Raw genomic sequence first — 13,465 nt, 5'->3', positions numbered from 1 at the left:
ATTTCTTCCGCCCCGCACATGAACAAACCGAGCCATCAGCACATCGCCCTCGCGCTCCCTGGCGCCCATCCGTCCAGGCCGGCGCCATCGCCGGACGAGGGCTGCGCGCCATGAATTTCCCGCACCATCGGCTGGCGGCGCTGCACGCCTGGTTCGCCCGGCGCACCGCCTTTCTGGATCATCCGCGCGCCGCCTGGCACGCCGCCTGGATCGTGCCAGTGCTGTTGGGCCTGCTGTCGCTGGCGAACGGCCAGGACGACGGCTGGGATATGCGCAACTACCACTTATATAACGCGCACGCGCTGGTCAACGGCCGCGTCGGCTTTGATCTGGCGCCGGCCGGTTTCCAGACCTATTTCAACCCCACCATCGAGCTGCCGTACTATTTTTTGAACCGCTGGTTGCCGCCGCAATGGGTCGGCTTCGTGCTGGGGACGCTGCACGGCTTGAACTTCGTCTTGTTGGCCGGCATCGCGCGCCAACTGGTGGGCCCGCAGCGGCGCCTGGTGCTGCTGCTGGCCGGCGCCTGCCTGTTCGCGCCCGGTTTCTTGAGCGAGCTGGGCAATACGATGGGCGACAACCTGACGGCGCTGTTCGTGCTCGGCTCGCTGTACAGCGTGCTGCGCCATTGGGACGGCTTGCTGCAATGGCGCGCCCGGGCCGGCCTGACGCTGGCCGGCGCCGGCCTGCTGATGGGCGTGAGCGCCGGACTCAAGCTGACCAACGCGACCTACGCGGTGGCCTTGTGCCTGGCCCTGCTGGCCGTGCCGCTGCCGTGGTGGCCGCGCCTGCGGCTGGCGCTGGTGTTCGGGGTCGGCGTGCTGGGCGGCGTGGCGGCCACAGCCGGCTGGTGGTTCGTCAAGATGTGGCATACCTTCGGCAATCCCTTGTTCCCGCAATTTAACAATATCTTCCACAGCCCGCTGGCGACCGAGAACGGCGTCATCGACTTTTATTTCCGCCCCGTCGGCTGGATCGAAAACCTGCTGTGGCCGTTCATCTTCGCGTTCAACCCGCGCCGCGTCTCCGAGTTGCCGATGAAGCTGGCGGTGTGGCCGCTGCTGTACGTGCTGCTGGCGGCGTTCGCCGTGGTCTGGCTGTTGCGGCGCCGCGCCGCCGGCCGGCCGGCATCGCTCGACGCCCGCGCCGCCTTCACGCTGGTGTTTTTTGTCGCCGCCTATGTGGTCTGGATGCGCATGTTCAGCATCTACCGCTATCTGGTGCCGCTCGAGCTGCTGGCGCCGCTGATGATCTGGATCGTCTGGCGTTACCTGGCGCCGTCCGCGCCGCGCTGGGCCGGCGTGGCGCTGGCGTTGCTGGCGGTCGCCGTGTTTCCGATCGCAAACTGGGGACACCAGGCCTGGGGCGAACGCGCCTTCAGCGCCGAGCTGCCGGCGTTCGCCACGCCGGCGCAAAGCATCGTCTTCCTCGCCCAGCCCGATCCGCCGTCGGGCTGGATGTCGACCTTCCTGCCGCCCGAGGTCAAGGTCATTTCGCTGGGCACCGGTTTCCCCGAAGCGCCGGCTTGGCGCGCGCTGCGCGACAAGGCCATCGCCGAGCGCGCCGGTCCGCACTATCTGCTGTTCGCCGCCAGCAAGAACGAGCGCGACGGTTCGCGCCTGCGCAAGCTGGCCGTGGCACGGGCGCTGGGCCTGACCGACAACCCGTCCGGCTGCCGCAAGCTGGCGTGGCTGCTCAAGCGCACGGTCGAGGTGCGCGCGCTGCCGGACGGCGGCTGCACCTTCGACCTGCCGGCCAAATATCGCCTCGACCTGGCCGCGCTCGACCGCGCCACCGTCGCCGCGCTGGCGCAAAAGCTGCCGCAATATGGCTTGCGGCTCGACCCCGGCAGTTGCGCCATCCATCAGGCGGCGGTGGGCAAGGAGCCGTATCCGTACCAGATGTGCGGCGTAACAACGTTGTCGAAGTAAATGCCGACAATCGCCGCGTGCGCGCGGCGGATCGTTGCGTTTAACTCTACAATGTCCGGCAACCAACAATGTATGGAGCCGGCATGTCCTTCCTGATCGTTCTCGCCGCACTGGTGTTCCTGATGCTGGCCGCCTACCGCGGCTACAGCGTGATCCTGTTCGCGCCGGTGGCCGCGCTCGGCGCCGTGCTGCTGACCGACCCGGGCGCGGTGGCGCCGGTGTTCAGCGGCATCTTCATGGACAAGATGGTCGGCTTCATCAAGCTGTATTTCCCGGTCTTCCTGCTGGGCGCGGTGTTTGGCAAGCTAATCGAGATGTCCGGCTTTTCCGAAGCGATCGTCGTCGCCGCGATCCGCTACATCGGCCGCACGCGCGCCAACGCCGTCATCGTGCTGGTGTGCGCGCTGCTGACCTACGGCGGCGTGTCGCTGTTCGTGGTGGTGTTCGCCGTCTACCCGTTCGCGGCCGAGCTCTACCGCCAGAGCGGCATCCCCAAGCGGCTGATGCCGGGCGCCATCGCGCTGGGGGCGTTCTCGTTCACCATGGACACCTTGCCGGGCACGCCGCAGATCCAGAACATCATCCCGACCACCTTCTTCAAGACCACCGGCTGGGCCGCGCCGTGGTTGGGCACGATAGGCGGCATCGCCACCCTGGCCGCCGGGCTGGCCTTCCTGGAATGGCGCCGCCGCGCGGTGATGGCCACCGGCGAGGGCTACGGCGCCGACGACAAGGCCGCGCCGGCGGCGGGGCGGGCGCCGAAGGGCGCGCTGCCGCATCCGCTGCTGTCGGTGGCGCCGCTGTTGCTGGTGGGCGCCGTCAACTTCGCGCTGACCAAGATGATACCGGGCTGGTACGGCGAGAACTACGCGCTGACGGCCGACGCCTTGCCCGGCCTGCACGCGACCGTCAACACGCCGATCAAGACCCTGGTCGGCATCTGGGCGGTCGAGGGCGCGCTGCTGGTGGGCATCGTGTTCGTCGTCGTGACGGCGTTCGGCCGGGTGCGCGACGCCTTTGCCGAGGGCACCAAGGCGGCCGTCGGCGGCGCGCTGCTGGCGGCGATGAACACGGCGTCGGAATACGGTTTCGGCGGCGTCATCGCGGCGCTGCCCGGCTTCGTCGCCGTCAGCGGCGCGCTCAAGAGCGTGCCCGATCCGCTGGTCAACGCGGCGGTGTCGGTGACCACCTTGGCCGGCATCACCGGCTCGGCCTCGGGCGGCATGAGCATCGCGCTGGCGGCCATGTCCGACCAGTTCATCCGGGCGGCCGAGGCGGCGCACATTCCGCTCGAGGTGATGCACCGCGTGGTGGCGATGGCCAGCGGCGGCATGGACACCTTGCCGCACAACGGCGCCGTCATCACGCTGCTGGCGGTGACCGGGCTGACGCACAAGCAATCGTACCGCGAGATTTTCGGCATCACCGTCATCAAGACGGCGGCGGTGTTCTTTGTGATCGCGCTTTACTACCTGACCGGACTGGTCTGACGGGCTTTTCGGCCGGGAGCGGCGCGGCCGGATACTGTTTCTGGCAGTTGGGGCAGAAGAAGCTGCGGCGCTGCGTCTTGCCCAGATGGCCTTTGTGGAACGGCAGGTCGCAGCGCGGGCAGACGCGCTTGGTGTGCGCCAGCCAATGCTGCTTGAGCACGAAGGCTTTCTTCCACTCGAGAAAATCGAAACTGTATGCGCGCGCCTGCGCCACCAGCTCGCGCAGCTTGGCCGCCGGCAACGCGCCCACGTTCGACAGCGGATGGACGCGGATGCGGAACAGCACCTCGTTCTTGATGATGTTGCCGACCCCGGCGAAGATGGTCTGGTCGAGCAGGGCGTCGCACACCAGCGTGTCCGGCGCGGCGCGCAGTTTCTTGAGCGCCGCCGGCGCCGACCATTGGTCGGACATGATGTCGCCGCGCCAGTCGTATTGGCTGTCGAGGTCGGCGTCTATCGTCTTGATCGAGCAGGTGTAGAAATTCAATTCCTCGCCATCGTCAAACTCCAGGCTCAGGCGCGGCTGCGCGTCCTTGCGCTCGTTGATGCGGTAGCTGCCGAACATCAGCAGGTGGATGCGCAGCGCCAGCTCCGGCAGCCGGATCAGGAAGTGCTTGCCCCAGCTGCGCAGGTCCAGCACCGGCTGGCCTGGCAGCGCCGCCATGTCGACGCCGTTGGTGTTGCCGCTGGCGCGCACGATGGTTTTGCCGATGAAGCCGGCCGTCTGCTCGCGCATGATGACGATCGATGGTCCTTCGGGCATGGAATGCTCCGGTTCGCAATGAAGCGATCAGTGTGCGCCAGCGTCCGCCAGTGCACTGTTCGACGGCTCACTTAGCAACCCGCACGGCGCCCTGCCTGGGGTCGTACCCGGGCGGGACGACCCCCGTACCGGGTTCGATTGCTGGACTTGTGGTTTCATGGCAGTATTGTCGATCTGTTTCCCATGGAGGTTTATCTTGAAACACACGCTGCTCATCGCTTCCCTGCTTGCCGCCGGTCTGGCGCAGGCCGCCGCCGGTCCCGAATTCAATCCGCAGAAACTGTCGCAGGACGTCAAGGTGCTGTCGTCCGACGAGTTCGAGGGCCGCGGCCCGAACACCGCCGGTGAAACCAAGACCGTCAATTACCTGATCGAGCAGTTCAAGGCGGCCGGCCTGCAGCCGGGCGGCGACCCGGTCAAGGGCAAAAAAGACCAGCGCGGCTGGACCCAGGACGTGCCGCTGGGCCGTTTCGAGATCAAGGGACCGGTCAAGCTGTCGGTCAAGGACGCCAAGGGCAGCCAGGAATTGAAGCAGGGCGACGACCTGGCCGTGCGCGCCGCGATGAACGGCGCCAAACTGGTCGACATCAAGAACGCGCCGCTGGTGTTCGTCGGCTACGGCGTGACCGCGCCCGAGCGCAAGTGGGACGATTTCAAGGGCGTCGACCTGAAGGGCAAGCTGGCGGTGGTGCTGATCAACGATCCCGATTTCGAGACCGGCGAGGGCGATTTCGGCGGCAAGGCCATGACCTACTACGGCCGCTGGACCTATAAATACGAGGAAATGGCCAAGCGCGGCGCGCTCGGCACCATCATCGTGCACGAGACGGCGCCGGCCTCGTACGGCTGGGCGACGGTGAAGAACTCCAACACCAACGTGATGTACGACATCGTGCGCAAGAAGCCGGCCGAGGCGCACGCGCCGATGGAGGCGTGGATACAGCGCGACCTGGCGGCCGACCTGTTCAAGCGCGGCGGCCAGGATTTCGAGGCGCTCAAGAAACTGGCGCAGACGCGCGACTTCAAGCCGGTGCAGCTGAAGGACGTGACGCTGTCGGCCCACTACGCGGTCGACGCGCACGTGATCACGTCGAAGAACGTGGCCGCGCGCGTGGTCGGCGCCAGCAAGCCGGACGAGACCGTGATCTACAGCGCCCACTGGGACCACCTTGGCGTCGGCCTGCCCGACGCCAAGGGCGACAAGATCTACAACGGCGCGGTCGACAACGGCACCGGCCTGGCCGCGCTGCTGGAGCTGGCGCGCGCCTATGGCAAGGCGCCGGCGCCCGCGCGCAGCGTGCTGTTCCTGGCGGTGACGGCCGAGGAGAAGGGCTTGCTCGGCTCGGAATATTACGCGCAGTTTCCGCTGTATCCGCTGGCGCGCACGGCCGGCGTGATCAATATGGACGCGTTGAGCCCGCAGGGCGTGTCGCGCAACTTCACCATCTCGGGCAGCGCCAAGGTCGAGTTGCTCGACCAGTTGATCGCCAAGGCCAAGCAATGGGATCTGGTGTACTCGCCCGATCCGAAACCGGAGGCGGGCCACTTCTTCCGTTCCGACCACTTCCCGTTCGCCAAGCGCGGCGTGCCGGCCATTTCCTATGGCTCGGGCGATGATTTCGTCGACGGCGGCCTGCGGGCCGGCAAGCAGGCCGAGGAAAGCTACACCACCAACAACTACCACCAGCCGTCGGACGAGTGGAGCGCCGGCTGGTCGTTCAAGGGCATGGCGCACGACCTCGGCATGCTGTATTCGCTGGGGCGCGACCTGGCCGAATCCAAGGGCTGGCCGAACTGGGCGCCGGACGCCGAGTTCCGCGGCGCGCGCGACGCCACCGCGGCCCAGCGTAAATAGTGTCGTGGTTGGCTAAAATGCCATAAAAATGGTTGCGCGCCGGCCGGGATGCCGGCGCGCACATGTACGGAACGTCCCGCCACCAGGAGATACCGCATGACCATGTTTATCCGCCCCACCAAGACCGCGGCGTGCGTCGCCATGTCCGTCGCGCTGCTGGCCGCCGGCGCCGCGCAAGCCGCCGCCGCCAAGCCGGCCGCCACCAAGGCGGCGAAGTCCGACATCGCGATTCCCGATATCCCGTACACCCGGTTCGTGCTGAAAAACGGCTTGACGCTGCTGGTCCACGAGGACCACAAGACGCCGGTGGTGGCCGTCAACACCTGGTACCACGTCGGCTCGAAGAACGAAAAGCCCGGCAAGACCGGCTTCGCCCACCTGTTCGAGCACCTGATGTTCAGCGGCAGCGACAACTTCAACAAGACCTACATCAACGCCATGCAGCAGGTCGGCGCGACCGACCTGAACGGCACCACCAATCCCGACCGCACCAACTACTTCGAGAACGTGCCGACCTCGATGCTGGACTACGCGCTGTTCGCCGAAAGCGACCGCATGGGGCACCTGCTTGGCGTGCTGGACAAGAAAAAACTGGACCTGCAGCGCGGCGTCGTGCAGAACGAAAAGCGCCAGGGCGAGAACCAGCCGTATGGCGTCACGCGCCAGTTGCTGACCGAGAACACCTGGCCGGCCGGCCATCCCTACTCGTGGACGACGATCGGCTCGATGGCCGACCTCGACGCGGCCTCGATGACCGACGTGCAGGAATGGTTCAAGACCAACTACGGGCCGAACAACGTGGTGCTGGTGCTGGCCGGCGACATCACGCCGGAACAGGCGCGCGAGAAGGTCGAGAAATACTACGGCGACATTCCGGCCGGCCCGCCGCTGGCCAAGCACCGCGAGTGGATCGCCAAGCGCAGCGGCACGCAGCGCGGCACGGTCGAGGACCGGGTGCCGCAGGCGCGCCTGTACCGCGTGTGGAACGTGCCCGGCGCGCACACCGCGACCGAACCGCTGCTGGACCTGGCCGCGAACATGCTGGGCGGCGGCAAGACGTCGCGCCTCTACAAGCGCCTGGTCTACAAGGACCAGTTGGCGAGCAGCGCCAGCGTGGGCAACAACAGTTCCGAGATCGCCGGCCAGTTCCAGGTGATCCTGACCGCGCGCCCCGGCGCCGACGTGCGCAAGCTCGAGGCCACGGCCGACGAGGAGTTGCGCGCGCTGATGAAGTCCGGCCCGACCGCCGCCGAACTGGAGATCGCCAAGACGGCGATCCTGGCCTACTACACCCGCATCGTCGAACGCGTGGGCGGCTTCGGCGGCAAGAGCGACCTGCTGGCCAGCTGCGCCACCTACACCGGCAACCCGGATTGCTACAAGCAATACCTGGCGGCGATCAAGGCGGCCACGCCGGCGCAAGTCAGGCAGGCGATGAACGAATGGCTGGCCGATGGCGATTACGTGCTGGAGGTCAAGCCGTTCGCCACCAATTACGCCACCACGGCCAAACTGGACCGCAGCCAGCCGCCGCCGCTGGGCAAGGCCGAATCGCTGAACCTGCCGCCGATGCAAAAGGCCACCTTGTCCAACGGCCTGAAAGTGGTGTTGGCCGAGCGCCACGCCGCGCCGCTGGTCAACCTGTCGATGATGATCGACGCCGGCTACGCGTCCGATTCGCAGGAGCTGCCCGGACTGGCGAGCCTGACGATGAACATGCTCGACGAGGGCACCGCCACCCGCGACGCCAGCCGGATCAGCGAGGAATTCGAATCGCTGGGCGCCAACTTCTCCACCAGCATCAATCTCGACGGCGCCTTCGTGCAACTGGACGCGCTCAAGGCGACCATGCCCAAGGCGCTAGCCGTGTACGCCGACGTGCTGCTGCACCCGGCCTTCGCGCAGCACGAGCTGGACCGCTTGAAGAAGGACCAGCTTGCCGCGATCCAGCGGGAGAAGGCCAATCCGTCGACGATGGCCCTGCGCGTCATTCCGGCGCTGGTGTACGGCAAGGGCCACGCCTATGCGCTGCCGCTGACCGGCAGCGGCACCGAGGCGGCCGTGGCCCGCATCGGCCGCGACGACCTGGTCAAGTACCACCAGGCCTGGTTCACGCCCAACAACGCGACCTTGCTGGTGGTGGGCGACACCACGCTGGCCGAGATCACGCCGCTGCTGGAACAAGCCTTCGGCGGCTGGAAGGCCGGCGCGACGCCGAAGAAGACCATCGCCCGGGTGGCGCCGGCCGACCAGCCGGTGGTCTACTTGATGGACAAGCCGGGTGCGCTGCAGAGCGTGATCTACGGCGTGCAGCTGGCGCCGCCGCGCAATGCGCCGGACGCGGTGCAGCTCGGCGTGGTCAACAACATCTTCGGCGGCAACTTCGGTTCGCGCATCAATATGAACCTGCGCGAAGACAAGCACTGGTCGTACGGCGTGCGCTCGAGCCTGCCGCCGGCGCTGGGCCAGCGGCTGTATATGAGCACCTCGCCGGTGCAGAGCGACAAGACCAGGGAAGCGCTGCGGGAGCTGGTGCGCGAATACGGCGACATCGCCGGCGCCAGGCCGATCACCGCCGCCGAACTGGCCGACGCCAAGAACAACGAGACCTTGGCGCTGGCGGGCTCGTTTGAAACGGCCGGCCAGCTGGCCGGCGCCTACGCCACCATCCTGCAGTACAAGCTGCCGGAGAACTACTACAACACCTTCACCGACACGGTGCTGGCGATGACGCCCGAGCAGGCCAACGCGCTGGCCGCGCGCACCATCGCGCCGGGCCGGCTGGTGTGGGTGGTGGTGGGCGACCTGAGCAAGGTGGAGGCCGGCGTGCGCGAACTCAACCTGGGCGAGGTGCGCAAGATCGACGCCGACGGCAATCCGCTGTAGGCGCGCGCCGCCCTCAAATTTGGGGGCTATCCTCGCCGTCCGGCGACGGACGGGAGAAAAAGCTGAAGCGGTTGCCGCCGGCCGCCTTGGCCGCGTACATGGCGTGGTCGGCGAGCGCCATCAGCGCGTCCGGCGTCGCGGCGTCCGACGGCGCCAGCGCGATGCCGATGCTGGCGCCGATGTCGATGTCATGCCGCTTGATGTGGAACGGTTTTTCCATCTGGCGCAGTATTTTGCGGGCGACGTTCTCCACGTGGCCGTTCCCGCCCAGGTCTTGCAACAGGATCGTGAACTCGTCGCCGCCGAGGCGGGCCACGGTGTCGGTGTCGCGCACGCACGAGCGCATGCGCGCCGCCGCGTGGTGCAGCAGCAGGTCGCCGGCGTCATGGCCGTAGCGGTCGTTGGCGTCCTTGAACTTGTCGAGGTCGATGAACAGCAGCGCGATCGGCGCGCCGGAGCGGCAGGCGTGGCGCACCTCCTGTTCCAGCCGGTCGCTGAACAGGCAGCGGTTGGGCAGGCCGGTCAACGGATCGAAGTTGGCCAGCCGCCAGTTGCGCAGTTCCTCGGCCTTGCGGTCGGTGATGTTGCGCGAAGTGCCGGCGACCGCTTCGACCTGGCCGTCGTCGCCGATGACGGGGACGAAGATGTATTCGTACAGATCCTCCTGTCCCGACGGCAGCGTGTAGCGCATCTCGCCGCGCACGTGCTGCATGGAATGGATGACCAGTTGCACCAGCCGGTCTTTCTCGGCCGCGTTGGGAAAATCCAGGTCCTGGTAATTTTTCTCCAGCAGTTCGTGCAGGGGCCGCCCCACCAGCTCGAGAAACGCCTTGTTGGCGTAGGTGAACCTGCCGTCGAGGTCGAAGGTGAAGCTGAGGTCGGGCGTCGACGACAGGATGGCGTCGAACACGCGGTTTTTCTGCTCCTTCTCGAAGTAGTAGCTGGTGACCGATTCGGACAGCGCCTGATCGATCGCCTCGTTAAACCGGATCAGGTCGATCACGCCGGCGGGCGGCATCGGTTGGTTCTCCGGCACGCGCTCCCACAGCCGCGTCACACTGGCGCGCAGCGCGCGGTATTCGGACACCGCCGCCACCAGGCTGAACCCCGATAGCATGCGCGCCATGCCGTGCTGGGAGGCGGCCGTCGCCCGGGCGTGCAAGGCCTGCGGGCCGGCGCCCAGCCCCTTGGATTTCTGCGCTTGCTCGAACGCCGATTCCGGTGTGGCCAGGTCGGCCGCGATCGCCTCCAGCATGTGCCTGGCGTGGTCGAGTAGCATGGTCCGGTCGAATTTGTATTTCGCCGGCGCCAGCGTGCTGGCGAATGCCATCCATTCCTCAAGAATGGCATCGGTGTGTTCGAGCAGGAAGTTCGAGAGCGACATGGTGCGCCTCTGTCGGTTGTGCCGAGTCCCGTTGTCCGGCCCTCGTGTGCGATGAGACCGGCCAGATGGCGGAAGGTTCCCGGCCGTTGCCGGCGCGCGCGGATTTACAGGTAGCGCGCCAGCAGCGCGCGGTCGAGCGCCGGATCCAGTTCGATGCGCACCACATGGCCACTGCCGGGCGCCACGCTGATCTCGACGCCGTCATCGGACCGCATCCGGGCGAGCGTGATATCGCGGTTGCCGCCGGGGTGCACCACTTCGAGGCGGTCGCCGCGCGCAAACCTGTTCTTCACGTCGACCCGCGCCCAGCCATTTTCCACACTGAGCACCTGGCCCACATACTGGCTCAGATCGGCCTCGGAGGCGCCGCGCAGGTAGTTCTGGTGGGCCTGGGTATGGTGGCGCTGATAGAAACCGTCGGTGTAGCCGCGATTGGCCAGGCCCTGCAACTGGCGCAGCAAGCCGGCGTCGAACGGGCGTCCGGCCGCCGCGTCGTCGATGGCGCGGCGGTAGGTCTGGGCCGTGCGCGCCACATAGTACAGCGACTTGGTGCGACCTTCGACCTTGAGCGAATGGACGCCGATTTTCACCAGCCGCTCCACATGCTCGACCGCGCGCAAGTCCTTCGAATTCATGATGTAGGTGCCGTGCTCGTCCTCCAGGATCGGCATCAACTGTCCCGGCCGTTCAGCCTCCTCGATCAGGTAGGGCTGGTCGGCCAGCGGGTGGCGCGGTTGCTGGTGCAGGGCCGACAGCGGGCGCCCGGCCTGCTCCAGCACCCGGTGCAGTTGCAGGTCGATGATTTGGGGCGGAGCCAGGTCGCCGCTGGCGTCTTCGGCGGCGTTCTTGACCTTGTAGTCCCAGCGGCAGGCGTTGGTGCAGGTCCCCTGGTTCGAATCCCGATGGTTGAAGTAGCCGGACAGCAGGCAGCGGCCTGAATACGCCATGCACAAGGCCCCGTGCACGAACACTTCCAACTCCATGTCCGGGCAGCGCTGGCGTATTTCCTCGATTTCATCGAGCGAGAGTTCGCGCGACAGGATGACCCGCGTGAGGCCGATCCGTTGCCAGAATTTGACGTCCGCCCAATTAATCGCGTTCGCCTGCACCGACAGGTGGATCGGCATCTCCGGCCACTTGTCGCGGACCATCATGATGAGCCCCGGATCGGCCATGATCAGGGCGTCGGGCCGCATCGCGATGACGGGCTCCATATCGCGCAGATAGGTTTTGAGCTTGGCGTTGTGCGCGAAGATGTTGCTGGCGACGAAGAACTTCTTGCCGCGTGCATGGGCGCCGTCGATGCCGTCCCGCAAAACCTGCAGGGTGGAAAAGTCGTTATTGCGCGCGCGCAGACTGTAGCGCGGCTGGCCGGCGTAGACGGCATCGGCGCCAAAGTCAAAGGCGGCGTGCATCTTGTCGAGCGAGCCTGCGGGCAGGAGGAGTTCGGGAGCTTTCAGCATAAATGGCGGACAAAGTGCAGCAGTCTAGCCAGCCGGGCCCGGCAAATCTTTGCGCCAGATCAAGAACTGTGGTTTCGGCAAACAAAAACGCCGGTCTGCATGGATCGGCGTTTGGTGAGGTATGTTCTTGGTGGCCCGGGGCGGAATAGAACCATCGACACAAGAATTTCAAGTCGCACGCCTCGTGAAGCGCTTGTCTAACGTCCGGTTCCGCCATCGTTCTACTAGCACTCTGCCATTTTTCATCTGTAGATGCTGGGAAATCCTTCATGCAAAATTTCCATGACTTTCCAGAGTGTTTTATCGCGATGCGACCGTCCGGCAAATGGAGCTGTGTAGTCATCTCTTTCGTCGGTTGCTCGCGTATTCCGTGAGCACAAATGAAAAAGCCCAATGACATTGGATGTCATTGGCTTGTCGGATAGCGGCATGGTGTACCGCGAGAATTGGTGTCGTGTCTAGTGTCGGTACTTGAATTCGAACGACACATCGAGACTGCGAGGAAGCAACGCCTGCTTAATCATCAGCGGCCTTCCGTTGATGGCAATTGGTGTCCGATCGCTTGGGTGCTGGGCGCGGCTAGGTCCGATTGCTTGCCATGTGGGCGAAGCAGTTACTTTCATCATAATTTGATTTACCTTTCTTCGGAAAATGAAAAAGGCCCGAAGTAACTTCGGGCCTTGGGCATTGGCTTGATGGCAGCCACTTCATATGACTGACTGAGCAATCGATTTCGATCAATTAATCCGTCGTCTCGGGTACATCCCAATCAGCCAATCTTGCTTCCCCAGTTTGGTAGAACTGCTTCACCAGTTTTACGTATTCCAGAAAATCTCTGTTTTCCATGGCGAGTCGATTGGCCATGTCCCAGTCGATCTCATCGCGCTCGCGCGCCGGAATGAGTACTTGGCTATCGGCAGGGTTATCGACGTCTAGCTTGATGAAACCGATCCCATGCGCAGCAAAGAGCATCCGCAGTTCCTTCAGCGTGTCGGTACCGCCGATTTCCGCCGCGACCAGATAGCCGAAGTTAGCCCATGACGAGTTCGAGACGGCCTGAAAGAAGCATTCGCGCACGTTCGAACGGTTGATCAGCAGTTTGACTTCGAACGACCACAGCTTGGTGCGCTTGTCGGAATACTGCGTTACACAGTCGCGCACTTCGCGGTGCCACTCCTTGCCCAAATCCTCCATTCCGACGACGTCCGGGTACAGCCAGCGGTTGCCGTTGGGGCCGCGCTTGTTCGAGGAGCGCTTCTCGTCGATGCGTTTGGAGAAGACGTCGAACTCCTCCCACAGGTATTGCGACAGCAATGGGTACAGCGCTTGTTCATCAATCTTTAATGCACTTGTATCCGTAGCCGCCGACGTACCCTCGCTTTCGACTGCCGCCACTTCGGCGCTATCTGAGCGCTCCGAGTAGTAGTACATGCGAGGCCGTCCTTCGGTCGTTTTAAGTTCTGGATGCTTTGTTTGCATGCGCGGGCGCTGTGAGCTGATTTCTGCGACGAGCTGCTGCACCAGATCCGCATCCGACTTGATGTAGTTCCCACGGCTGTTGGCCCGCTTTTCCTGGCACTCATCCGGGTAGGTGGCAAATACCCATTCGGCGACTTCTCGAGCAGTGAACTTTTCCTCGGGGCGTTCCTTCAGGTAGCCGATTACGGCTTTTGCCAAATTGAGTGCCATCTTC

8 protein-coding genes are annotated in these 13,465 nt (G+C 65.1%); 4 read left to right on the top strand and 4 right to left on the bottom strand.

The annotated features are described in order from the left end of the window. The first annotated feature begins 110 nt into the window (after positions 1–110). Together JOD97_RS21120 and JOD97_RS21115 are read left to right on the top strand one after the other, a co-directional pair. Positions 111–1,931 (top strand): hypothetical protein, encoded by a 1,821-nt coding sequence (locus JOD97_RS21120; protein ID WP_209722885.1) that lies wholly within the window; start codon positions 111–113, stop codon positions 1,929–1,931. 83 nt (positions 1,932–2,014) lie between these two features. After that, positions 2,015–3,421, top strand: a complete 1,407-nt coding sequence (locus tag JOD97_RS21115) for a GntP family permease (RefSeq protein ID WP_209722882.1) — start codon at positions 2,015–2,017, stop codon at positions 3,419–3,421. Here the strand turns inward: JOD97_RS21115 and JOD97_RS21110 are convergent. Continuing rightward, positions 3,363–4,184 carry a DNA-formamidopyrimidine glycosylase family protein gene (locus JOD97_RS21110; protein WP_209722879.1) on the bottom strand — a complete coding sequence of 274 codons (822 nt, stop codon included), beginning with the start codon at positions 4,182–4,184 and terminating at the stop codon, positions 3,363–3,365. The genes JOD97_RS21115 and JOD97_RS21110 overlap by 59 nt on opposite strands. Before the next feature lie 196 nt (positions 4,185–4,380). On the opposite strand from JOD97_RS21110, the gene JOD97_RS21105 reads away from it, so the two are divergent. Together JOD97_RS21105 and JOD97_RS21100 are read left to right on the top strand one after the other, a co-directional pair. Further along, positions 4,381–6,039 (top strand): M28 family metallopeptidase, encoded by a 1,659-nt coding sequence (locus JOD97_RS21105; protein ID WP_209722876.1) that lies wholly within the window; start codon positions 4,381–4,383, stop codon positions 6,037–6,039. 96 nt (positions 6,040–6,135) lie between these two features. Continuing rightward, positions 6,136–8,925, top strand: a complete 2,790-nt coding sequence (locus tag JOD97_RS21100; protein WP_209722872.1) for a pitrilysin family protein — start codon at positions 6,136–6,138, stop codon at positions 8,923–8,925. A gap of 13 nt (positions 8,926–8,938) precedes the next feature. Here the strand turns inward: JOD97_RS21100 and JOD97_RS21095 are convergent, their stop codons facing one another. From JOD97_RS21095 to JOD97_RS21085, 3 genes are all read right to left on the bottom strand, one after another. Continuing rightward, positions 8,939–10,309 carry a diguanylate cyclase domain-containing protein gene (locus JOD97_RS21095; RefSeq protein ID WP_209722869.1) on the bottom strand — a complete coding sequence of 457 codons (1,371 nt, stop codon included), beginning with the start codon at positions 10,307–10,309 and terminating at the stop codon, positions 8,939–8,941. A 104-nt stretch (positions 10,310–10,413) separates the two neighbouring features. Next, on the bottom strand, positions 10,414–11,772 hold the full coding sequence (gene yegQ, locus JOD97_RS21090; protein ID WP_373999907.1) for a tRNA 5-hydroxyuridine modification protein YegQ: 1,359 nt from the start codon (positions 11,770–11,772) through the stop codon (positions 10,414–10,416). A gap of 741 nt (positions 11,773–12,513) precedes the next feature. Further along, positions 12,514–13,461, bottom strand: coding sequence for a COG2958 family protein (locus tag JOD97_RS21085; protein WP_209722866.1), 948 nt, complete (start codon positions 13,459–13,461; stop codon positions 12,514–12,516). Positions 13,462–13,465: the final 4 nt, after the last annotated feature.

The organism is Duganella sp. 1411 (genome assembly GCF_017833525.1).
Classification (GTDB): Bacteria; Pseudomonadota; Gammaproteobacteria; order Burkholderiales; family Burkholderiaceae_D; genus Rugamonas.
Note: the sequence above shows the minus strand (reverse complement) of the source record. Positions and strands in the feature narration are given on the sequence as shown.

Excerpts from the sequence above, each read along its gene's own strand:
- JOD97_RS21100 (WP_209722872.1), top strand. The coding sequence starts at position 6,136 with ATGACCATGTTTATCCGCCCCACCAAGACCGCGGCGTGCGTCGCCATG.
- JOD97_RS21120 (WP_209722885.1), top strand. The coding sequence starts at position 111 with ATGAATTTCCCGCACCATCGGCTGGCGGCGCTGCACGCCTGGTTCGCC.
- JOD97_RS21110 (WP_209722879.1), bottom strand. The coding sequence starts at position 4,184 with ATGCCCGAAGGACCATCGATCGTCATCATGCGCGAGCAGACGGCCGGC.
- yegQ (WP_373999907.1), bottom strand. The coding sequence starts at position 11,772 with ATGCTGAAAGCTCCCGAACTCCTCCTGCCCGCAGGCTCGCTCGACAAG.
- JOD97_RS21085 (WP_209722866.1), bottom strand. The coding sequence starts at position 13,461 with ATGGCACTCAATTTGGCAAAAGCCGTAATCGGCTACCTGAAGGAACGC.
- JOD97_RS21115 (WP_209722882.1), top strand. The coding sequence starts at position 2,015 with ATGTCCTTCCTGATCGTTCTCGCCGCACTGGTGTTCCTGATGCTGGCC.
- JOD97_RS21095 (WP_209722869.1), bottom strand. The coding sequence starts at position 10,309 with ATGTCGCTCTCGAACTTCCTGCTCGAACACACCGATGCCATTCTTGAG.